Source organism: Eilatimonas milleporae, assembly GCF_003688555.1.
Taxonomy (GTDB): Bacteria; Pseudomonadota; Alphaproteobacteria; order Sphingomonadales; family Kordiimonadaceae; genus Eilatimonas; species Eilatimonas milleporae.
The window spans coordinates 108,656-128,658 of the sequence record NZ_REFR01000015.1 but is presented as its reverse complement, the minus strand read 5'-3'; the positions used below and the strand labels follow the sequence as shown (position 1 = coordinate 128,658).

At 63.3% G+C, this 20,003-nt stretch carries 15 protein-coding genes; 8 read left to right on the top strand and 7 right to left on the bottom strand.

Annotated features, from left to right (window positions below):
• Positions 1–148: 148 nt before the first annotated feature.
• Both hpf and ptsN read left to right on the top strand, forming a co-directional pair.
• Positions 149–772 (top strand): ribosome hibernation-promoting factor, HPF/YfiA family, encoded by a 624-nt coding sequence (gene hpf / locus BXY39_RS16815; RefSeq protein ID WP_211332311.1) that lies wholly within the window; start codon positions 149–151, stop codon positions 770–772.
• 441 nt (positions 773–1,213) lie between these two features.
• A complete protein-coding gene (ptsN, locus tag BXY39_RS16810) occupies positions 1,214–1,675 on the top strand; it encodes a PTS IIA-like nitrogen regulatory protein PtsN (RefSeq protein WP_121940053.1) in 462 nt (153 codons plus the stop codon).
• Positions 1,676–1,756: 81 nt separating this feature from the next.
• Here the strand turns inward: ptsN and truA are convergent, their stop codons facing one another.
• The 4 genes from truA to BXY39_RS16790 form a co-directional block, all read right to left on the bottom strand.
• A complete protein-coding gene (gene truA / locus BXY39_RS16805) occupies positions 1,757–2,497 on the bottom strand; it encodes a tRNA pseudouridine(38-40) synthase TruA (protein ID WP_121940199.1) in 741 nt (246 codons plus the stop codon).
• A 19-nt stretch (positions 2,498–2,516) separates the two neighbouring features.
• Positions 2,517–3,455: a methionyl-tRNA formyltransferase gene (gene fmt, locus BXY39_RS16800; protein WP_121940052.1), complete on the bottom strand. Its 939-nt coding sequence runs from the start codon at positions 3,453–3,455 to the stop codon at positions 2,517–2,519.
• A 33-nt stretch (positions 3,456–3,488) separates the two neighbouring features.
• A complete protein-coding gene (def, locus tag BXY39_RS16795; RefSeq protein ID WP_121940051.1) occupies positions 3,489–4,007 on the bottom strand; it encodes a peptide deformylase in 519 nt (172 codons plus the stop codon).
• Positions 4,008–4,120: 113 nt separating this feature from the next.
• Complete coding sequence (locus tag BXY39_RS16790; protein WP_170163912.1) at positions 4,121–5,044, bottom strand: LysR family transcriptional regulator; 924 nt, start codon at positions 5,042–5,044, stop codon at positions 4,121–4,123.
• Positions 5,045–5,241: 197 nt separating this feature from the next.
• Between BXY39_RS16790 and BXY39_RS16785 the strand changes: the two genes are divergently transcribed.
• Positions 5,242–5,769 carry a tetratricopeptide repeat protein gene (locus BXY39_RS16785; protein WP_170163911.1) on the top strand — a complete coding sequence of 176 codons (528 nt, stop codon included), beginning with the start codon at positions 5,242–5,244 and terminating at the stop codon, positions 5,767–5,769.
• 211 nt (positions 5,770–5,980) lie between these two features.
• Here the strand turns inward: BXY39_RS16785 and BXY39_RS16780 are convergent, their stop codons facing one another.
• Both BXY39_RS16780 and BXY39_RS16775 read right to left on the bottom strand, forming a co-directional pair.
• Positions 5,981–6,319, bottom strand: a complete 339-nt coding sequence (locus BXY39_RS16780; RefSeq protein ID WP_170163910.1) for a DUF1491 family protein — start codon at positions 6,317–6,319, stop codon at positions 5,981–5,983.
• 148 nt (positions 6,320–6,467) lie between these two features.
• On the bottom strand, positions 6,468–6,839 hold the full coding sequence (locus tag BXY39_RS16775; RefSeq protein WP_170163909.1) for a PilZ domain-containing protein: 372 nt from the start codon (positions 6,837–6,839) through the stop codon (positions 6,468–6,470).
• 276 nt (positions 6,840–7,115) lie between these two features.
• Here BXY39_RS16775 and BXY39_RS16770 point away from each other — a divergent pair, with 276 nt between their 5' ends.
• Complete coding sequence (locus tag BXY39_RS16770) at positions 7,116–8,597, top strand: sigma-54-dependent transcriptional regulator (protein ID WP_121940046.1); 1,482 nt, start codon at positions 7,116–7,118, stop codon at positions 8,595–8,597.
• A 168-nt stretch (positions 8,598–8,765) separates the two neighbouring features.
• Here the strand turns inward: BXY39_RS16770 and BXY39_RS19970 are convergent, their stop codons facing one another.
• Positions 8,766–11,066 carry an NADP-dependent malic enzyme gene (locus BXY39_RS19970; protein ID WP_121940045.1) on the bottom strand — a complete coding sequence of 767 codons (2,301 nt, stop codon included), beginning with the start codon at positions 11,064–11,066 and terminating at the stop codon, positions 8,766–8,768.
• Between the two features lie 426 nt (positions 11,067–11,492).
• On the opposite strand from BXY39_RS19970, the gene mutS reads away from it, so the two are divergent.
• The 4 genes from mutS to trpS all read left to right on the top strand — a co-directional run bounded on the left by mutS (position 11,493) and on the right by trpS (position 19,897).
• Positions 11,493–14,294: a DNA mismatch repair protein MutS gene (gene mutS, locus BXY39_RS16760; RefSeq protein WP_211332310.1), complete on the top strand. Its 2,802-nt coding sequence runs from the start codon at positions 11,493–11,495 to the stop codon at positions 14,292–14,294.
• Positions 14,291–17,107: a [protein-PII] uridylyltransferase gene (locus tag BXY39_RS16755; protein WP_121940044.1), complete on the top strand. Its 2,817-nt coding sequence runs from the start codon at positions 14,291–14,293 to the stop codon at positions 17,105–17,107. The genes mutS and BXY39_RS16755 overlap by 4 nt, the downstream gene beginning before the upstream one ends.
• An 86-nt stretch (positions 17,108–17,193) precedes the next feature.
• Positions 17,194–18,765, top strand: coding sequence for a murein biosynthesis integral membrane protein MurJ (gene murJ, locus BXY39_RS16750; RefSeq protein ID WP_211332309.1), 1,572 nt, complete (start codon positions 17,194–17,196; stop codon positions 18,763–18,765).
• Between the two features lie 133 nt (positions 18,766–18,898).
• Positions 18,899–19,897, top strand: a complete 999-nt coding sequence (gene trpS, locus BXY39_RS16745) for a tryptophan--tRNA ligase (protein WP_121940043.1) — start codon at positions 18,899–18,901, stop codon at positions 19,895–19,897.
• Positions 19,898–20,003: the final 106 nt, after the last annotated feature.

Sequence of the window (20,003 nt, the reverse complement as noted above, 5' to 3'; positions counted from 1 at the left end):
CCGTGGTGCGCCTGCCTTGAAACCGTCTTATATGCGGCCCGAAATCGGCCCGTTTGGATGGCTCCCTCCATACCATCCGCCGGCGTGCTTGCGGGCATCCGCGTCCGCGGGAAAACAGCCGCCGGCCAATAAGGGACGAAAGGGACCTATGGAAATCAATGTCACCGGACGGAAAATGAATGTAGGAGACGCGTTGACGCGTCATGTGGAAGACCGTCTTTCGCTGGTCGTCGATAAGTATTTTTCGCGATCCATCGAGGCTTCCGTGACCTTTTCCAAAGAAAATCACCTGATCCGCGTCGATGTCTCCCTGCACGCCAATCAGGGCATCACGCTTCAGGCCCGCGGCGAGTCGGACGACCCCTATAACGCCTTCGAACTGGCGGCGGACAGGATCGAAAAACAGCTGCGCCGCTACAAACGCCGCCTGAAAAACCATCACCACGTTCCCAGCCGTGAAATCGCCATGGAACTGGCACAGGAAAATGTGCTGGCCCCCACTCCTGAAGAGGACGGTGCCGACGACGGCGGGGCCATGAACGGCCACGGTGATACGGGCGAGGATCAGCCCATCATCATCGCCGAAAGCCGGCGGCAGATCCCGCGCGTCAGTGTCGGGGACGCCGTCATGCTCATGGATCTGGCCGACGCCACCACCTTCATGTTCCGCAACACCAAAAGCGATCTGCTGGAAGTGGTGTACAAACGGCCTGACGGCAATATCGGCTGGATCAGCCCTGAAACAGAACACACTGCAACCGAAAGCCCCTGATATGCAGTATATGGGCGAATCAGGTTCCTGAGAACACACCCGTCCGGCGGGGCGCGGTTGTCCGCCGCCCCGCCGGACGACACTGCCTGTCGGAAGCCTTCTTCCCATACGGGCACACGCCGATGAAGTGAAAAACCGGCGTTTGCATTCGGCAAACATCGGTGCATTGTTTTCCCGGTGGCTGTTTGCAACTGGGCACGCCGCGTCATAGTGGGTTGACGACAGGGCGTGGGGACTGATAGGGCACAGGCGCGCAGCGGGGGGAAATCCCGGTGCCTCTTATGAGGCGATAACCGGAATACGGGTCCAGACCGGTGCTTTAAGATGACAAGCACATGCGGGCCCGATCATAACAGGGAATGGCCGTCTTCATGACCGGCCGGGACCGGAACGCCGTAACTGTAATCGAAACGCCGTAACGGAGTGGCGAGGAGCAACCCGATGGAGATCAACGATCTTCTCGAAGGCAATCATGTGATTGCGGACTTCAGAACCTCCAGCAAGAAACAGGCTTTGCAGCAACTTTCCAAAACCCTTGCCGAATCTTTCGGTATCGATGCGCGGGACACTTTTGCCGCCCTGATGGAACGCGAACGCCTGGGCAGTACGGGCGTCGGTCGCGGCGTGGCGATTCCGCATGCCCGCATTGCCGGGGTCGATCATATTGCCGGCCTGTTTGCCAGACTGTGCCAGCCGATCGATTTCGACAGCATTGACGACCGGCCCGTGGATCTGGTGTTTCTGCTGCTGGCACCGGAAGAAGCCGGGGCCGACCATCTGAAAGCGCTCGCCCGTGTGTCCCGCCTTCTGCGCGACGACGCTATGTGCGACCGCTTGCGCACGGCCAGCGACGCGGCGGCCATTTACGCCCTGCTCAGCCAGCCGGCCAGCGCCGCCGCTTAAAGCCGGCCATCCCATTTTCGTTGTCCGACAGCCGCATTTTCCAACAGCGGCGTTTTTCCGGCAACCGCGCCGGCGGTGCGGTTAATACTCCACCTTCATGAAATACAGGCCGTCGGGCGGCGCGTTCAGGCCCAGTGCCGCCCGGTCCCGTGCATCCAGGGCATGGCGCAGGTCACGGCGCGTCCATTTGCCCTCTCCGACAAGTTTCAGCGTTCCGGTGATGGACCGGGCCTGATGGTGCAGAAAGGACCGGGCGCCCGTTTCCAGACGGATGTCCTCGCCGTCACGGGTGACCCTTATGTAATCAAGGGTTTTGACAGGGCTTTTCGCCTGACACTGGCTGTGGCGGAACGTGGTGAAGTCATGCCGGCCGACCAGCGCCTGTGCCGCGTCATGCATGGCATCCGCGTCCAGCGGCACAATCACATGCCAGGCAAGGCCCCGGTCAAAGGTCAGCGGCGCGCGCCGGTTCACGATACGGTACCGGTAATGGCGCGCGGTGGCGGAAAAGCGGGCATGAAAATCCGCCGCCGTCTCCTCGGCCGCCAGCACCGCCACGGGATGGGGTTTCAGATGATAATTCAGGGCACCCTGTACCGTGTGGGCATCGATGGCGCGCGGCAGGTCCAGATGCGCCACCTGACCACGGGCATGCACACCCGCATCCGTACGGCCGGAGCCCGTCACGGCAAGCGGTGTGCCACCGCACAACATGCCCGCGGCCTGTTCCAGGACCGCCTGTACGGACAGGCCGTTTTCCTGACGTTGCCAACCCACAAAGGGCCGGCCGTCATATTCCAGCGTCAGTTTGAAGCGCGGCATGGTCTGCCCCGATGCGGTCTCATCCCGGCTCCGGCCCCCCGGCCCGGCTGCCGGCCGGCACGGAAAATCCACGCAGCAGCACCTGCCGTTCCATGACGGCCTTACCGGCACGCTGCGCACGCTCGATCCTCAGCGCCCCGTCACCACAGGCAATCAGCAGGTCGTCATCCAGCACCGTGCCCGGCGCTGCCGCACGCCCATGGGCGCTTTCCGGCCGCGCCAGAAGGATTTTGACACGCTCGCCGCCAATCCGGGTCCACGCCCCGGGAAAGGGGCTCAAACCACGGATCTGCGCGTCCAGACGGTCCGCCGGCAGGCTCCAGTCCAGACGGGCTTCTGACTTGTCGATCTTGTGGGCATATGTCACACCGTCCGCCGTCTGGCCGCGCGGCTCCAGCCGTCCGGCCAGCAGGTCGGGCAAGGCGTTTTTCAAAAGGTCGGCGCCCAGACCGGCCAGACGGTCATGCAGGTCGGCGGCGGTGTCGCGCGGACCGATAGGCGTCCGGACCTCCGCCAGCACCGGCCCGGTGTCCAGACCGGCCTCCATCTGCATCAGGTCGACACCGGTCTCGCGGTCACCGGCCATGATCGCCCGCTGGATCGGCGCCGCCCCGCGCCAGCGCGGCAACAGCGAGGCATGCAGGTTGACGCAGCCCCGCCTTGGTGCGCTCAGCACGGCCTTGGGCAGGATCTGCCCGTAAGCCACGACCACCGCAAGATCCAGGTCCAGTGCGGCGAATGCCTCTTTTTCCACGGTGGTTTTCAGACTGTCCGGCGTCCGGACGGCGAGACCGGCGTTCTCGGCGCGCGCCGCCACCGGGCTCGGCGTCGGCTTTTTGCCACGACCGGCGGGGCGCGCCGGCTGGCTGTAGACAGCCACGATATCATGGCCGCTGTCGATCAGGACATTCAGCGCCGGAACGGCGAAATCGGGCGTGCCGAGAAAAGCAAGGCGCATGGGCCGCCCTCCATCTCTGTCTCTGGTCTGGCGTTACAGGATGACGGCGTCCTTGTTCGCCTTGACCACTTTTTTGATGATCATGTTGCGGCGCAGCTTCGACAGGTAATCGATAAACACCACCCCGTTCAGATGATCGATTTCATGCTGGACACAGGTGGCGAGAAGACCGTCCATCTCCTCCTCGCGCGGCTTGCCGTCATAATCCAGGTAGGACACGCGGATTCGCTCGGGGCGTTCCACCTCGGCATAATGTTCGGGGACGGACAGACAGCCTTCATTATAGATGCTGCGCTCGTCCGAGGCCCACACCACCTCCGGATTGACGAGAAAACGCGGCTGGCGTTCCCCTTCCGTGTCGGCGACATCGACCACCAGCAGACGCTTCGGCACGGCCACCTGAATGGCGGCCAGGCCGATGCCGGGCGCGTCATACATGGTCTCAAGCATGTCGTCCATCAAACCGCGCAGCGCATCGTCCACCTGGGCGACCGGCTCCGAGACCGTCTTCAGCAACGGGTCGGGGACATTGATAATCGGAAGCTTGCTCATGAATTTCTCCCGCGCTCTTTCCCGCCGGGTCCCGTCCTTGACATGCACACTCACTGACCGCCTTACCTATGGTCACGGGCCCCATGCGTCAAGGTGGGGACGCTGGACAAGGCCTATTTGGCGGTTTTCAGCAGCACGGTTTCGGCCGGTCCGCCAAGAAACAGCGGCGCCTCGCCGGCCAGGGTTTCCTTCAGATAATCGTAAAGCAGCCTGACACGGGCGTTGCGCCGCAATTCCGCATGGGCCACCAGCCACAACTCCCCCTTGGCGATCAGGGTTTCCGGCATAAGCCGGCACAGACCCGGCATGCTGTCGCCCTGAAAACAGGGCAGGGCACCGATGCCGAGCCCTTCCCGCATGGCCAGCCCCAGACCCGCCATGTTGTTGGTGCGCATGACAATGCGGTCCCGGATCGGCAGCGCCCGGAACAGGGATGCGTCGGACATGGTCAACATGTCCTGCGACGGCACCACGAAACGGTGCGCCGGAATGTCGCCAAAACCCTCAAAGGGGCCAAACTCCCGCATATAGCGCTCACTGGCATACAGGCCCCAGCCGACATCCGCCGCCTTGCTGGCGATCAGGTCGGCCTGGGCGGGGCGAAACATGCGCATGGCGATATCCGCCTCGCGGCGCAGCAGGTCGGCAACGGCGGCGTCGACCTGCACATGAACAAGAATTTTCGGATAGCGCGCCAGAAAACCGGGCAGACGGCGCACCAGCCAGTCATCGCCAAGGGTACCCGGCGCCGTCACGATGACCCGGCCGGCGGTCCGGCTGTCATCCCCGCTGGACAGACGTTCAACGGCGAAGGCATCTTCGCGCATGGCACGGATGGACGGCAAAAGCTGCTGGCCCAAAGCCGTCAGTTGCAGACCGCCCTTCGTGCGTGCGAACAGGCTGTTGCCCAGACTGTCCTCCAGCGCGCTGAGCCGCCGCGACAGGGTCGGCTGGCTGATTTTCAGTTTTCTGGCCGCCGCCGACAGGCTGCCTTCCTCACTGATGGCCAGAAAATACCGCAGATCGTTCCAGTCCATGAATGCAGGCCCCCGCAAGGCATATCTATTCATTTATGGATATTCTAAATCCGAATTTTCGCAATTCCTATTCATTTTTATCGAATCTACTCTGTGTATCGCAGCATGGTCCGAAAAGCACGGCTGCTCAAAATACCGGAACCGGATACCGGAAACGAACTGCCCTGAGATCACTGTTTTGGAGACCATCCATGATCATGAACAGGATACCAAGCCCCGCCGCCCTGCCGAAAGCGGCCTGCCTTGCCGCCATGATGGCCGGTACGGTCATGGCCGCCACCGGCGCCAGCCTGGGCGATACCGGCTATCTTCTGCGGGGCAGCCGCGTGGACGCCGGACAACAGGCCCTGGAACAGGGCCGGTACGCTGATGCGGCCCATCATTACCGGACGGCCCTGCGGCATGGGCTTCGGGGGACGCGGGCACGAGCCGTCAGGATCAATCTGTGCGCGGCGGAACGCGCCGCCGGCGCCTATGAAAAGGCCGTGACGGCCTGCACCGAGGCCCTCGCGGCGGATGCGGACGCCTGGCAGGCGCTGGTTCACCGCGGCCTCGCCCTGAAACAGCTCGGCCGTCCGGCGCGGGCGCGCGGCGACCTTCAGGCCGCCCTCACCCGGCTTGAAGACGGCATCGCACCGGGCCCGGAAAAAACGGCGGCAGCGCTGGCGGAAACCTTGGCGGCAGCCCTGGACAGCCTGCCGCCGGTTGTCACCGCCGCCAGATAAGGACGCCCTGTTTCAAACACGCTTCCCCCTTCCCCGGACCTGCCACATGAATTCGGGGAATGGCGGCGGCAGCCGGGGACCGCACCCCCGGCTGCCGTTTGGTCATAAAGGGATGATCGGGGCAATTCCCGCCCGGTGACAATTCACACGGCTCGGTTCATGACAATATGGCGACGGTGCGGTCCACGCGCCGTCGCATACCGCCTGTGGGCTAAAGGGCGTCTTCCACCGGATCGTCCAGGGGATACACACCCTTTGGGTCTTCAATTTCCAGAACCCACATATCGCCGTCCACCGCCCGCCGCCGGCGCAGCCGGTCGTCCATATCGGTCTCGGCCGCCCCGTCCGCAGGTCCGATCGGACGCCAGACCGTGCGGCCATCCATATCGGTCGTCCGTTCCAACAGCCGGGTCCGATAGCCCGCGCCGACAAGTTTGAGGACAATGCCCCCGCGATCCTCATCGCCCCGCGCGGCCATATAGGCGCCAAGGCCAAGGCCGGTGGCACGGCGCAGAAGACTGTCGGCGACAAGGCCGGATTTCAGCCGCATGGGCAGCGTCCATTCTTTGCATCGGGAATCACGGTCGGTACATGGCAGGCATAGCATGACACCGGCAAAACCGCATGGATGAAATACCCGGCGGGGGACCGCCTGCACAGGGAAAACGGATGGGGGAATACGGGAATACGCGGCGCCGTCAGGTCAGGCCCAGCGTTTCCAGGGTATCCCGGAACATGGCGCGGACCTGGGCCGGCGGCAGGCCGAAATCCAGACCCAGACTGTCCTCGCCGCACCATACGACCAGGGCGGGAATTTCCCCTCTGCCCGGCACATGCAGGGTGACGGCGGCACCGTCTCTCAGGGGCAGGTCCAGGCGGATGCGCGCGCCAGACAGGGACAGGTTGAGGATGTGACAGTCAAATCGGTGACGGCCGGTTTCCAGAACCGCCGGCCACAGCACCGACCGGCGCGGATGCCGGCGCCGGTCCGCATCCCCGCTTTCCGTTTCCGCCGGGCTGTCAGGAAATGCCTGACCGGCCCGGTCAATATTGTCCGCCCGTGGTGCCATCGCGCGACCCGCTGTTGCAAAATGAGAGTATGGCTTCTGAAAATAATGCCAGCCCGTCACGCAAGCCTTAAGGAATGTAGAGAAAATAAGGAAAATTTGCCGAAAATCCCCTGTCCCGTCCGACCCCGTCGGCAGGGTCCCGCACCGCCGCGCCGGCGCCTGCATGGACCGCCAATCTTGTCGGCGGGCGGTTTCTTCGCTACGAAGAAAGGCCGAGGGGTCGGACGGACCGAGGACGCGCAAGACGGACAGGCCGCCGCAACGGGTGGAAACAATATGGCCGACACCGAAACGGCGACAATTCTAATCGTCGAGGACAGCCCGACCCTGGCGCTGACCTATGAGACCTATCTGACACCGCTCGGCTATCCGATTACCCAGGCCCACACCGGCAAGGTCGCCCTCAACCATATCGAGAATCAAACCCCTTCGGTCATCCTACTGGACCTGAAACTGCCGGATATGGACGGGCTCGATATTCTGCGGCGGGTCTCGGCCGACGGTCTGCGCAGCCGGGTGATCGTCATCACCGCGCACGGCTCTGTCGCCACCGCCGTCGCGGCCATGCGCGAAGGCGCCGCCGACTTCCTGGTCAAACCCTTCAGCGCCGAACGTCTGACGACCACGGTCAACACCGCGCTGGAAGTGGTGCGCCTGACGGAACTGGTGGACGAATATCGCGGGCGGGGCCGCTCCTTCGGGGATTTTATCGGCGAAAGCGCGCCGATGCAGGCCGTCTACAGCATGATTCAGGATGCCGCGCCGTCACGGGCCAGCGTGTTCATCACCGGCGAATCAGGCACCGGCAAGGAATTGTGCGCCCAGGCGATCCACCGCGCCAGCCCCCGCACGGAGGCCCCCTTCATCGCCCTCAACTGCGCCGCCATTCCGGCGAACCTGATCGAAAGCGAGATTTTCGGCCACGTCAAAGGGGCCTTCACGGGCGCCACGGAAAACCGCGACGGCGCGGCGGTCAAGGCCTCGGGCGGGACCCTGTTTCTCGATGAAATCTGCGAAATGCCCCTGGACCTGCAAGCCAAGCTTCTGCGCTTCATCCAGACGGGACAGGTGGTGCCGGTGGGCAGCAATGACGCCCGCACCGTCAATGTGCGCTTTGTCTGCGCCACCAACCGCGACCCGTGGGAAGAAGTGGCCGAGGGCCGCTTCCGCGAGGACCTGTATTACCGCCTGCATGTCATCCCCATCCATCTGCCCCCGCTCAGGGATCGCGGCGACGACGTGCAGAAAATCGCGCAAAGCCTGCTGCTGCGCTTCGCCGGCGAGGAGGGCAAGGCCTTTCACGGCTTTTCAGACGACGCTGTCAGCCGCTTGAGGACCCACAACTGGCCCGGCAATGTGCGCGAACTCAGCAATGTCATTCAGTCCGCCGTGGTGCTGAATGACGGCGATGTCGTCAACGGTGCCATGCTGCGCCTGCCGGTCCGCCAGGCCGGCGACAGGGGAACCGCCGAAAAGGGCATCGGCGACCGGGAAACCGGCGACCGGGCCGCGACCCCTGCCGGCATGCCGCCTGTCGCGGAGACCGCACCGGACCACGTTGCCATGAATGGCCTGGCCGCACATGACCTGCCCACCATGGAAGAGGAGATCGAACCGCTGGAAATCGTCGAGCGGCGCACGATCGAGCACGCGATCCGCCTGTGCGGCGGCAGCGTGGGACGCGCCGCCCGCAGGCTCGGCGTCGATCCGTCCACGCTCTACCGCAAGATCAAGGGCTGGCAGAAGGCCGCATCCTGACACACCGCAACCCGGCCCCATCAAAGGTCAGGAAGGTCAGCCCGGAAAAGCCCGCACGGGAAAAACCATCACGGGGCGAATTACACGTCCGGTCGGTCGGCGCAAGGTCGCCTGGACAGGATCGCCCGGTGCAGGGCACAGCCGCGCCCCGCACCGGCTTTCATCCGATCACGACTCGTCCGTTTTACCCGTATTCTGATCCAGGGCATTGGCGATGCTGGCGGACAGGGCCGCCACACTGACCAGCTCGGACGCGGTGGCCGTCATGCGCGCGATCTGGATCGAACTGCGCATGCCCAGCAACAGCGGCCCGATCAGCCGCGCGTCGCCCAGCTCAGCCAGCATTTTATAGGCGATATTGGCCGAATGCAGGGCCGGCATGATCAGCACATTGGCCGGACCCGAAAGCCGCATGAAGGGATACAGCTCCATCAGGTTCCTGTTCAGCGCCACATCCGCCTGCATTTCGCCGTCATACTCGAAATCCACCTTGCGCCTGTCGAGAATGCACACAGCCTCGCGCAGATGCTCGGTCTTGTCGGACGGCGGATTGCCGAAATTGGAGAAGGACACGAAGGCAACGCGCGGGTCATGTCCCAGCCGGCGCACGAAGAAAGCGGCGGACTGGGCGATATCGGCCAGGTCTTCCGGTGTCGGCCGTTCATTGACCGTGGCGTCGGCGATGAACACCGTCCGCCCCTTCGTCACCAGAATGGACAGGCCGAAGGGCTTGAGACCCGGCAGGGGATCGATCACCCGGCGGATGTTTTTCAGGGACCGCCAGTAATGGCGCGTCACGCCGGTGATCATGGCATCGGCATCGCCCGTCGCCACCATGCAGGCGGAAAACACGTTACGGTCCCGGTTGACAAGGCGTTGCACATCGCGCAGCAGAAAGCCCCGCCGGTTCAGCCGGGCGTAAAGATAATCGATATAGGCCTCGCGCCGGTCGGTCTTGGCGGCATTCCAGATTTCGAAACTGCCGGGGTCCTCGACGCCCATGTCATGCAGCTTTTCACGGATCGTGTCCTCATAGCCGACCAGCACGGGAATGCCGTATCCCGCCGCCTTGAAACCGATGGCGGCCCTCAGCACGCGGTCTTCCTCGGCTTCCGAGAAGACGACGCGGCGCGGCGGCCGGCGCTTCAGCTCCTCGAACATGGCGGACAGGGTGTCCACGGTCGGGTCCAGCCGCGCCGACAGGGCCATGCAGTAGGCCTCCATGTCGTCGATCGGCTGACGGGCGACGCCGGTCTCGATGGCGGCCTGGGCCACGCGCGGCGGAATGCGCCGGATCAGGCGCGGGTCGAACGGCGCCGGGATGATGTAATCGGGGCCGTAATGGGGGTGGGCGCCGCCGTAAGCCACAGCCACCTCGTCCGGCACATCCTCCCGCGCCAGTTCGGCCAGCGCCTGCGCGGCGGCGATTTTCATCTCTTCATTGATGGTGCGCGCCCGCACGTCCAGCGCCCCGCGAAAGATATAGGGAAATCCCAGAACATTGTTGACCTGGTTCGGATAATCCGACCGTCCGGTGGCGATGATGGCATCGTCGCGCACTTCGCGGACCGCTTCGGGCGTGATTTCGGGGTCCGGATTGGCCATGGCGAAAATGATCGGCGTTTCGGCCATGGCTTTCACCATATCCTGTGTGATGGCACCGGCCGCCGACAGGCCGATGATCGCATCGGCGCCGACCATGGCCTCTTCCAGGGTGCGCACGTCGGTTTTCACCGCATGGGCCGATTTCCACTGGTTCATGCCCTTTTCGCGGCCCTCATATATGACGCCGGTGCGGTCCACCATGACCACATTGTCATGGGGCACGCCCATGGCCTTGATCAGCTCGATACAGGCGATGCAGGCCGCACCCGCGCCGAGGGCGACGATCTTGGTCGTCTTGATGTCGCGGCCCGTCAGGTCGAGGGCGTTGATGAAACCGGCGGCGGTAATGATGGCGGTGCCGTGCTGGTCATCGTGAAAAACCGGAATGTCCATCGCCTCGCGCAGGCGCTGTTCGATGATGAAACATTCCGGCGCGCCGATATCCTCCAGATTGATGCCGCCGAAGCTCGGGCCCAGCAGCTTGACGCAATTGACAAATTCGTCGATGTCGCAGGTATCCACCTCAAGATCGATGGAATCCACATCGGCAAACCGCTTGAACAGCACGGACTTGCCTTCCATGACCGGCTTCGAGGCCTGCGCCCCCAGATTGCCCAGGCCCAAAATGGCCGATCCGTTGGAGATCACCGCGACCAGATTGCCCTTGGTGGTGTAATCATAGGCCAGATCGGGATTTTCGGCGATGCGCTCCACCGGAACCGCGACACCGGGGCTGTAGGCCAGCGACAGGTCCCGCTGGGTCGCCATGGGCTTGGACGGTACGATTTCCAGCTTGCCGGGACGTCCGGCCGCATGAAACCGCAGCGCTTCTTCATCGGTGAATTTGGACGATTTTGCCGTCATTTCGACCCCATTCCTCTATATCTGGTGCGTATTCCGCCGGTTGCTCTGCGCTCTGCCGTCCGGATGGCCGTATCCATCCACTCTGAAAACAGTTCCTGTTGAGACGGCCTGATAAGGCATGCCATAAAAAATATTCAGAGGGTCCCTCCCCTCCGCTAACGGGGTACAACGGCCCGCACAGCTTGACAATGCGAAAGTCTTGGATGCCGCAGTGACAGGAAAGGTTTCAGGCCGGACGCCAGACCCTGTGGACACATCGGAGTCTCGTCTGCATATCATGCCGGGCCGCCCCGGCGGCAGGACACCGGCGACCCGCTGGTGAAAACCGGCCCGTGCACTTACCTATTCCCGTGGACCGCGTTATCATCGCGACGGAGATGCCGGCCCGCGATGCAAACCGTCGGCAATATGGAGTTTTGAACCGTAATGGAAGCCGCCCTTCCGTCCAAGAAGACACAAGAGAGCCGCGATAGCGCCGCAAGCTCCACGGACACCGCGGCGCGGCCGGTCGGCCACGCGGACCGGACGGGGAGCGGGCAACCGGACAACAAATGGTCCCGCGCCGCGAAAAGTCCCGGCGTCACCCCGATGATGGCCCAGTTTTTCGAGATCAAGGCCGCCTACAGCGACTGCCTGCTGTTCTACCGCATGGGCGATTTCTACGAGCTGTTTTTCGAAGATGCCGAGCAGGCAGCGGCGGCACTGGACATCACGCTGACCAAACGCGGCAAACATGACGGCAAGGATGTCGCCATGGCGGGCGTGCCGGTCCATGCCGCGGAAAGCTATCTGGCCCGGCTGATCCGCAAAGCCTTCCGGGTGGCCGTCTGCGAACAGGTCGAGGACCCGGCCGAGGCCAAGAAACGCGGCGCGAAATCCGTGGTGCGGCGGGAAGTGGTGCGGCTGGTCACTCCCGGCACGCTGACCGAAGACACCCTTCTCGATGCTCGCGTGCACAATTATCTCGCCGCCCTTGGCCGGGCCGAGGGCCATCTGGCCCTGGCCGTGGTCGACATATCCACCGGCGAATTCCTGATTGCACCGACCCTGCCCGGTCGGCTGAGCGCGGAACTGGCCCGCTTCACCCCGAGCGAACTGCTGCTGCCCGACAATCTCGGCGACGACACAGCCGTGCAGGACGCGCTCGCCGACTGGCGCGACATACTCAGCCCCCTTGGCGCCGCCCGTTTCGACAGCGGTCACGGGCGCTGGCGGCTGGAAGAACTGTTCAATGTCGCCACACTGGACGGATTTGCCAGTTTCGGCCGGGCCGAGCTGTCGGCGGCGGGCGCCCTGGTCGACTATCTGGAAGACACGCAAAAAGGCAAACTGCCGCGTCTGGCGCCGCCGAAACGGCTGCCGCCGGACGGCGCCATGATGATCGACGCGGCCACGCGCCGGTCGCTGGAGTTGACGCGCACGCAGGGCGGCGACACCGCCGGCAGCCTGCTTGCCACCATCGACCGCAGCGTGACCGGCGCCGGCGCACGCCTGATGGCAAAACGTCTGTCAGCCCCCCTGACCGATCCGGTGCGCATCAACGAACGGCTTGATATGGTGCAATATATGCTGGAACGCACCAGCCTTCGGCAGGACATGCGCATGCTTCTGAAGGCGACGCCGGACATGGAACGGGCGCTGGCGCGTCTGTCACTGGGGCGTGGCGGCCCGCGCGATCTGATGGCGATCCGTCTGGGGCTGGATGCGGCACACAGCGCGCGCGAGGCCCTGGCGGCATCCGGCGACGGCCTCGGCGCCCTGCCGGACGACCTGGCGGCCGTTCATGACAGACTTGGCCGGCATCACGACCTGGCCGGAACCTTGAAACGCGCCCTGGTCGAGGAACCGCCGCTGAGCGTGCGCGACGGCGGGTTTATCGCCGCCGACTATGACGCCACCCTGGACGAATTCCGCACCCTGCGCGACCAGAGCCGCCGCCTGATTCTGGAGCTTGAGGCCGATTATCAACGCCTGACCGCCATCGCCAGCCTGAAAATCAAGCACAACAATGTCCTCGGCTATCATGTGGATGTCACCGCCAGACACGCCGACAAGCTGATGGCCCCACCGCTGAACGAAACCTTCATCCACCGGCAGACACTGGCCAACGCCGTCCGCTTTTCGACGGCTGATCTTTCAAAACTCGCGGGCAAGATTTCGGAGGCCGGCGACCGCGCCCTGGCGCTTGAACAGGATATCTTCACGGCACTCACAGGTCAGGTGATGGACACCGCCGCCACCATCAGCGAGGCCGCCCTGGCCCTGGCCGAACTGGACGTGGGGGCGGGCAATGCCACGCTTGCCGCGGAATGCGGCTATGTCCGGCCGGATGTGGACGACAGTCTTGCCTTCACGGTCCGCAACGGACGCCATCCGGTGGTCGAGTCCGCTCTTGCCGGCACGTCGGACAGCTTTGTCGCCAATGACTGCCAGCTGGAGGAAAACGGACGCCTCTGGTTGCTGACGGGGCCGAACATGGCGGGCAAAAGCACATTCCTGCGCCAAAACGCCCTGATGGCGGTCATGGCGCAGATGGGCGGCTATGTACCCGCCGCCCATGCCCATATCGGCGTGGTGGACCGTCTGTTCAGCCGGGTGGGCGCATCGGATGATCTGGCGCACGGCCGGTCCACCTTCATGGTGGAAATGGTGGAAACCGCCGCCATTCTCAATCAGGCGGGACCGCGCTCGCTTGTCATACTGGATGAAATCGGGCGCGGGACAGCCACATATGACGGGCTGTCCATTGCCTGGGCGGCGGTCGAACATCTGCACAACATCAACCAGTCACGGGCCCTGTTCGCCACCCATTATCATGAGCTCACCGCGCTGAAGGAAACGCTGGACGCCCTGGCCCTGCGGTCGATGAAGGTCCGGGAATGGAAGGGCGAGGTGATTTTCCTGCATGAGGTGGCCAAGGGTGCTGCCGACCGGTCCTACGGCATTCAGGTCGCCAAGCTGGCCGGCCTGCCGCCCCGCGTCATCGCCCGCGCGCGGCAGGTTCTGGACCATCTGGAATCCCAGGACACCGGCGCCGGCGCGCACGGTCCGGTACATGACCTGCCGCTGTTTCAGGACATTCCCGCCCGCAGCCCGGAAAAGGAGGATAAAAACCCGCTGGAACAAGCCCTTGAAGACATCAATCCGGACGATCTGTCGCCGCGGGATGCCCTGACTGTCCTGTACAAATTGCAGGATATACTTCGCGGTCGGGACTCTTCGGGATGACGCTTCAGGCCATCCCCAACCGGCGGGCCATCATCCACCGCCGCGCATTGATCGCCGATCTGGAGACGGTATTCGACACCGTGCCCCGCGACAGCTGGCAGGCGGACATCACCGCACGGCTGAAGCAGGCCCACAAAACCGGCCTGACCGAGGTCCGACGCCGGTTCGAGGATGAACATAACGGGCGGCGCGCGGCACGGGCCCTCAGTTTTCTGATGGATCAGCTTCTTCTCACCCTCTATGAGGTGGTGACGGTCCGGCTGCTGCCTGTGGCCAATCCGACGGCCAGTGAACGGCTGTGTCTGGTGGCAACGGGCGGGTACGGACGCGGCGAGCTGGCCCCTTTCTCCGACATCGATCTTCTGTTTCTCGTGCCGTACAAGGCAACCCCCTGGGCGGAATCCGTTGTCGAGACGATCCTGTATGTTCTCTGGGACATCGGGCTGAAAGTGGGCTACGCCACACGCACGGCCGAGGATTGCGTCCGCCTCGCCCGTGAGGACCTGACCATCCGGACCGCTTTTCTGGAGGCGCGGTGTCTGTGCGGCGATGAGGGCCTGTACCGGACGGCCGCCAAACAGTTTGTCCGCCGTGTCATGGCCGGCAGCGGCGCCGACTTTGTCGAACAGAAACTGGCCGAACGGAATGCCCGGCATGCCCGCCTGGGTGACAGCCGCTATGTGGTGGAACCCAATGTGAAGGACGGCAAGGGGGGCCTACGCGATCTTCAGACCATGTGGTGGATCGCCCGGTATCTGTACGGCGGCGCGGACCGGTCCGCGGCCAAGGCCCGCGATGTCCTGACCGTCAGCGAAAACCGCCAGTTCCAGAAAGCCACCCGCTTTTTATGGTCCGTGCGCGTTGCCCTGCATTTCATCGCCGGGCGGGCGGAAGAAAGACTGACCTTCGGGTATCAGCGCCAGCTTGCCGACCTGCTCGGGTATCAGGACAGGCGCGGCACGCTCGGGGTCGAACGGTTCATGAAACATTACTTCCTGACGGCCAAGCAGGTGGGTGATCTGACACGCATTTTCTGCGCCGTCCTCGAAGCGCGCCAGCAGAAAAAAACCCTTCTGCAACGCTTTGCCCGCCGCAGGCACGTGCAGGGCTTTCTGACGGACGGCAACCGCCTGACCGTGACAGACGAAAACGACTTCGCGCAACAGCCGGCCAGAATGGTCAAAATCTTCGCCGTTGCCGACAAACACGGTCTGGATATCCACCCGGACGCGCTTAGACTGATCAAGCAGAATCTCAACCGCATCACCGGGCGGGTCCGCCGCGACCCGGAGGCAAATGCGGATTTCCTGTCCCTGCTGACATCCCGCCGGGCGGCGGAGGTCAATCTGCGCCGCATGAACGAAGCAGGGGTTTTCGGCCGTTTCGTGCCCGATTTCGGCCGCGTCGTGGCCCAGATGCAGTTCGACATGTATCACCATTACACGGTCGATGAGCATACGATTCGCGCCATCGGCCTTGTCACCCAGATCGAGGCCGGCACCCTGAAGGAAGACCATCCGCTGGCCACCGAAATCATCCATAAACTGGTCTCGCGCAGGGTGCTCTATGTGGCTGTGCTGCTGCATGACGTGGCCAAGGGCAGGGGCGGCGATCATTCCGTTCTCGGCGCCGGAGTGGCGGAAAAGCTCTGCCCCCGGCTGGGTATGACAGCGGCTGAAACGGAAATGGTCGCCTGGCTGGTACGCTGGCATCTGCTGATGTCGGCAACCGCCTTCAAACGCGATCTGGCCGACCCGAAGACGGTTCAGGACTTTTGCGAACGGGTCAAAAGCCCCGAAAGGCTGCGCCTGTTGCTGTGCCTGACGGTGGTCGATATCCGCGCCGTCGGACCGGGCGTCTGGAACGGATGGAAGGGACAGCTACTGCGCGACCTTTATTTTCTGGCGGAAGAGGTGCTGGTCGCAGGCCACGCCAATGTGGCCCGCGGCGAACGGGTGAAAGCCAAGAAAAAAGCCCTGCGCCACGCCCTGTCAGACTGGTCCGAAGGGGCCTTCGCCATTCATGCCGAACGCCTGTTTGACGCTTACTGGATCGCCGAAAGCGACGACATCCTTGCCGACAACGCCCGCCTGATCCGCCGGACCGAAGCCGAAGGCGGGCTGCTCGGCGTGGACATTCAGGTATCGCCGGCACAGGACATGACACGGCTGTCCGTCTTTACCGCGGATCATCCGGGCCTGTTCGCGCGCCTTGCAGGCGCCATCAGCGTGGCAGGCGCCAGCATCACAGGCGCCAAAATCCACACCACGGCGGACGGCATGGCAATGGACAATTTCATCGTGCAATCGACGGACGGCACCGCCTTCGATACAGCCGACCTGAAAACCAAGCTGACGGATCTGGTTTTGAAAACACTGAAAGGCAAGGTGCGGCCCAAGGAAAGGCTGGCACGGCAAAGCCTGTTCGGGGACCCGTCCAAAAGTTTTGAAATCGCGCCCGTCGTGCTGATCGACAACAAGGCATCCGGCCGGTCCACCGTCATTGAGGTCAATGCAAAGGACAGACCCGGCCTGCTCTATGATCTGGCCTATTGTCTGTACAGGCTGAAGCTGTCGATTTTTTCAGCCCATGTGGCCACTTACGGCGAACGGGCCGTGGATGTTTTCTATGTGCGGGATCTGGTGGGCCAGAAAATATCGAACAAGGTCCGCCTGAAAAATATCGAAGCCAAACTGCTGGCGGCGACCGTGGGCGAAACAGCGGGCACGGACAAAACGCCGCCAGGCGGTTCGCGGCACGGCAAACGCGGATCAAGGCCGGCTCAAAACCGCAAGACAGAGGCCGCCGAGTGAACACCGGCGGCAAAAAGTCCCCGCCATCGCCGAAGATCGCGGAATCGGACACAACCGGAGACGCAGCGCCAGAGACATCTGCTGGCGTGCCGCGCCGAAACACTCTGGCCCGCCGCTTGGGCACGGTCGGGGGCTGGACATTGCTCAGCCGGGTTTTCGGCTTTCTCCGCGATCTTCTCATGGCGCGCTATCTGGGCGCGGCGGCGGCGGCGGACGCTTTTTTCATCGCTTTCAAACTGCCGAATTTTTTCCGCAGGCTTTTTGCCGAAGGGGCTTTTTCCGCCGGTTTCATCCCCCTTTATGCGGAACGGCTCGGCACCCGCGCGGAGGAAGACGGCCGTGCCCGCGCGGACCGGTTTGCGGGTCGCGTGCTGTCCTGGTTTCTGCCGATCCTTCTTCTCTTTCTCATCCTCATGGAAGCCGCCATGGTGCCGGTGATGCTGGGTTTGACGGGCGGCTTTGCCGACAATCCTGAAAAATTCGCTCTGACGGTCACGTTGGGCCGGCTGACCTTTCCTTATCTGGTTACCATATCGCTTGTTTCCCTCTGGGCGGGCATGTTGAACGGGCTGGACCGCTATGCGGCCGCGGCCTTTGTGCCCGTCATCCTGAACATATTCATGATCGCCGCCCTGCTCGGCCTCGGCGAAACGGAAGAAGACAAGGCGCGCGCCCTTGCCGTTGCCGTATCGCTGTCCGGCCTTGGCCAGTTTCTCTGGCTGTTCGTGGCAGGCCGACGCGCGGGCATCCGCCTTCAACTGTCATGGCCGCGCCTTGATCCCGAAATACGCCGTCTCGGCGCCATTGTCGCACCGGCGGCCGTGGGGGCCGGTGTCATGCAGATCAACCTGCTGGTCGATATATTTCTGGCCGCGCGCTTTCTGCCTGAAGGGTCGGTTTCCTGGATGTTTTATGCGGATCGCCTGAATCAGCTGCCCGTCGGCGTGATCGGCGTCGGGCTCGGGACCGTGCTGCTGCCAACCATCAGCCGTCTGCTGGCGGGCGGACGGATACACGAGGCGATGGCCGAACAGAACCGCGCCCTTGTCCTCGGCCTTGGCCTGACACTGCCCGCGGCGGCGGCGCTCGCCGTTGTGGGCACCCCCATCATCCGCGGTCTTTTTGAACGCGCCGCCTTTACCGGCGCCGACAGTCTGGCAACCGGCGCGGCACTGGGCGCCTATGCCATCGGCCTGCCGGCGTATGTATTGGCCAAGGTCATGCTGCCCGGTTTTCATGCCCGACAGGACACCGTCACCCCGGTCCGTATCGCCCTGGTGGGCATGGGGGTCAATCTGGCCCTCAATCTGCTGCTGATCGGCCCGCTTGCCCATGTCGGCCTCGCCCTGGGCACGGCCGGGGCCGCATGGGTCAGCGTGGCGGCAATGATGGCGGTGCTGTACCGACGCGGGCATTTCCGCATGCTGGCGGGCACCCTGTCGCGCCTCGTACGCCTGATGGCAGCAACACTGCTGATGACAGGCCTGCTGTACGGGCTGAAAGATGTTCTGATGCCCTATTTCGTCACAGACGGTCCGGTGCGGATCGCGGCTCTGGCGGCTTTGATCCTGGCGGGCATGACAAGCTACGGACTTGCGGCTCTCGGCCTGAAGGCCCTCAGCCTGAAGGACGTGAAAAAACTGGGCGGATCACGATGACACACCGCGCGATACTCCTTCTATATCTCTGACGTCCGGCCCGGCTTCTTGACCCTGTGACCGGGCCTTGCCATAAGGCGACGCTGGGACCGAAGCGGGTCCCGCCGTCATACCATTCTCAGGAGCCATCTTCGTGACCAACCGCGTCTTTTCCGGGGCCCAGCCATCCGGCAACATGCATCTTGGCAATTATCTGGGCGCGTTCCGCAACTGGGTCCGTCTCCAGGACGATTACGAGTGTCTGTACTGCGTGGTCGATCTGCATGCCATAACCGTGTGGCAGGAACCGGCCGGACTGACGCACCAGATCCGCGAAGCGGCGGCGGCCTATATGGCGGCGGGCGTGGATCCCGCGCGGTCGATCCTGTTCAATCAAAGCCAGGTGCCGGCCCACAGCGAACTGGCCTGGATTTTCAATTGCGTCGCCCGTCTCGGCTGGCTCAACCGTATGACCCAGTTCAAGGACAAGGCCGGCAAGAACCGTGAAAAAGCCTCTGTCGGACTGTATATCTATCCAAATCTGATGGCCGCCGACATTCTCCTGTACAAGGCCACCCATGTACCGGTCGGTGAGGATCAGAAACAGCATCTGGAACTGACCCGCGATATCGCACAGAAATTCAATCATGATTTCGGGGCCGATCTTTTCCCGGAAGTGGAGCCCATCATTCAGGATGAAGGCGCACGCGTGATGTCACTGCGGGACGGCAGCAAGAAAATGTCAAAATCGGATCCGTCCGATTACAGCCGCATCAATCTGAATGACGATGCAGACACCATCGCGCAGAAAATCCGCAAGGCCCGAACGGATTCAGAACTGATTCCGGAAACCCCCGACGGCCTGACGGGCCGGGCCGAGGCAACCAATCTGATCGGCATATACGCCGCCCTTGCGGATATGGAGCGGACAGCCGTATGCGCCGACTTTGCCGGTAAGGATTTTGCCTCGTTCAAGGCCGCCCTGACCGATCTGGCCGTCGCCAAACTGGCACCCGTCACCGAGGAAATGACCCGTCTGATGAACGATCCGGCTGAAATCGACGCGGTACTCCGCAAGGGGGCGGAGCGGGCACAGGCCCTTGCTGCGCCCATTATGGCGGAAGTGCGTGCAGCCGTCGGCCTGCTGGGGTAAAAGAAAACGGAATGGGGTTTCCCGATAAAACGGGCGGGTCGGTATGACAAGCCTGTGAACAGGCTGCTCATTTTACTTTTTCGAATGTATCATTCAGCTAGGGTTC

Bases quoted from the DNA above. Each gene is read 5' to 3' on its own strand.
- hpf (WP_211332311.1), top strand. From the start codon at position 149: ATGGAAATCAATGTCACCGGACGGAAAATGAATGTAGGAGACGCGTTG.
- ptsN (WP_121940053.1), top strand. From the start codon at position 1,214: ATGGAGATCAACGATCTTCTCGAAGGCAATCATGTGATTGCGGACTTC.
- truA (WP_121940199.1), bottom strand. From the start codon at position 2,497: ATGCCGCGCTTCAAACTGACGCTGGAATATGACGGCCGGCCCTTTGTG.
- fmt (WP_121940052.1), bottom strand. From the start codon at position 3,455: ATGCGCCTTGCTTTTCTCGGCACGCCCGATTTCGCCGTTCCGGCGCTG.
- def (WP_121940051.1), bottom strand. From the start codon at position 4,007: ATGAGCAAGCTTCCGATTATCAATGTCCCCGACCCGTTGCTGAAGACG.
- BXY39_RS16790 (WP_170163912.1), bottom strand. From the start codon at position 5,044: ATGGACTGGAACGATCTGCGGTATTTTCTGGCCATCAGTGAGGAAGGC.
- BXY39_RS16785 (WP_170163911.1), top strand. From the start codon at position 5,242: ATGAACAGGATACCAAGCCCCGCCGCCCTGCCGAAAGCGGCCTGCCTT.
- BXY39_RS16780 (WP_170163910.1), bottom strand. From the start codon at position 6,319: ATGCGGCTGAAATCCGGCCTTGTCGCCGACAGTCTTCTGCGCCGTGCC.
- BXY39_RS16775 (WP_170163909.1), bottom strand. From the start codon at position 6,839: ATGGCACCACGGGCGGACAATATTGACCGGGCCGGTCAGGCATTTCCT.
- BXY39_RS16770 (WP_121940046.1), top strand. From the start codon at position 7,116: ATGGCCGACACCGAAACGGCGACAATTCTAATCGTCGAGGACAGCCCG.
- BXY39_RS19970 (WP_121940045.1), bottom strand. From the start codon at position 11,066: ATGACGGCAAAATCGTCCAAATTCACCGATGAAGAAGCGCTGCGGTTT.
- mutS (WP_211332310.1), top strand. From the start codon at position 11,493: ATGGAAGCCGCCCTTCCGTCCAAGAAGACACAAGAGAGCCGCGATAGC.
- BXY39_RS16755 (WP_121940044.1), top strand. From the start codon at position 14,291: ATGACGCTTCAGGCCATCCCCAACCGGCGGGCCATCATCCACCGCCGC.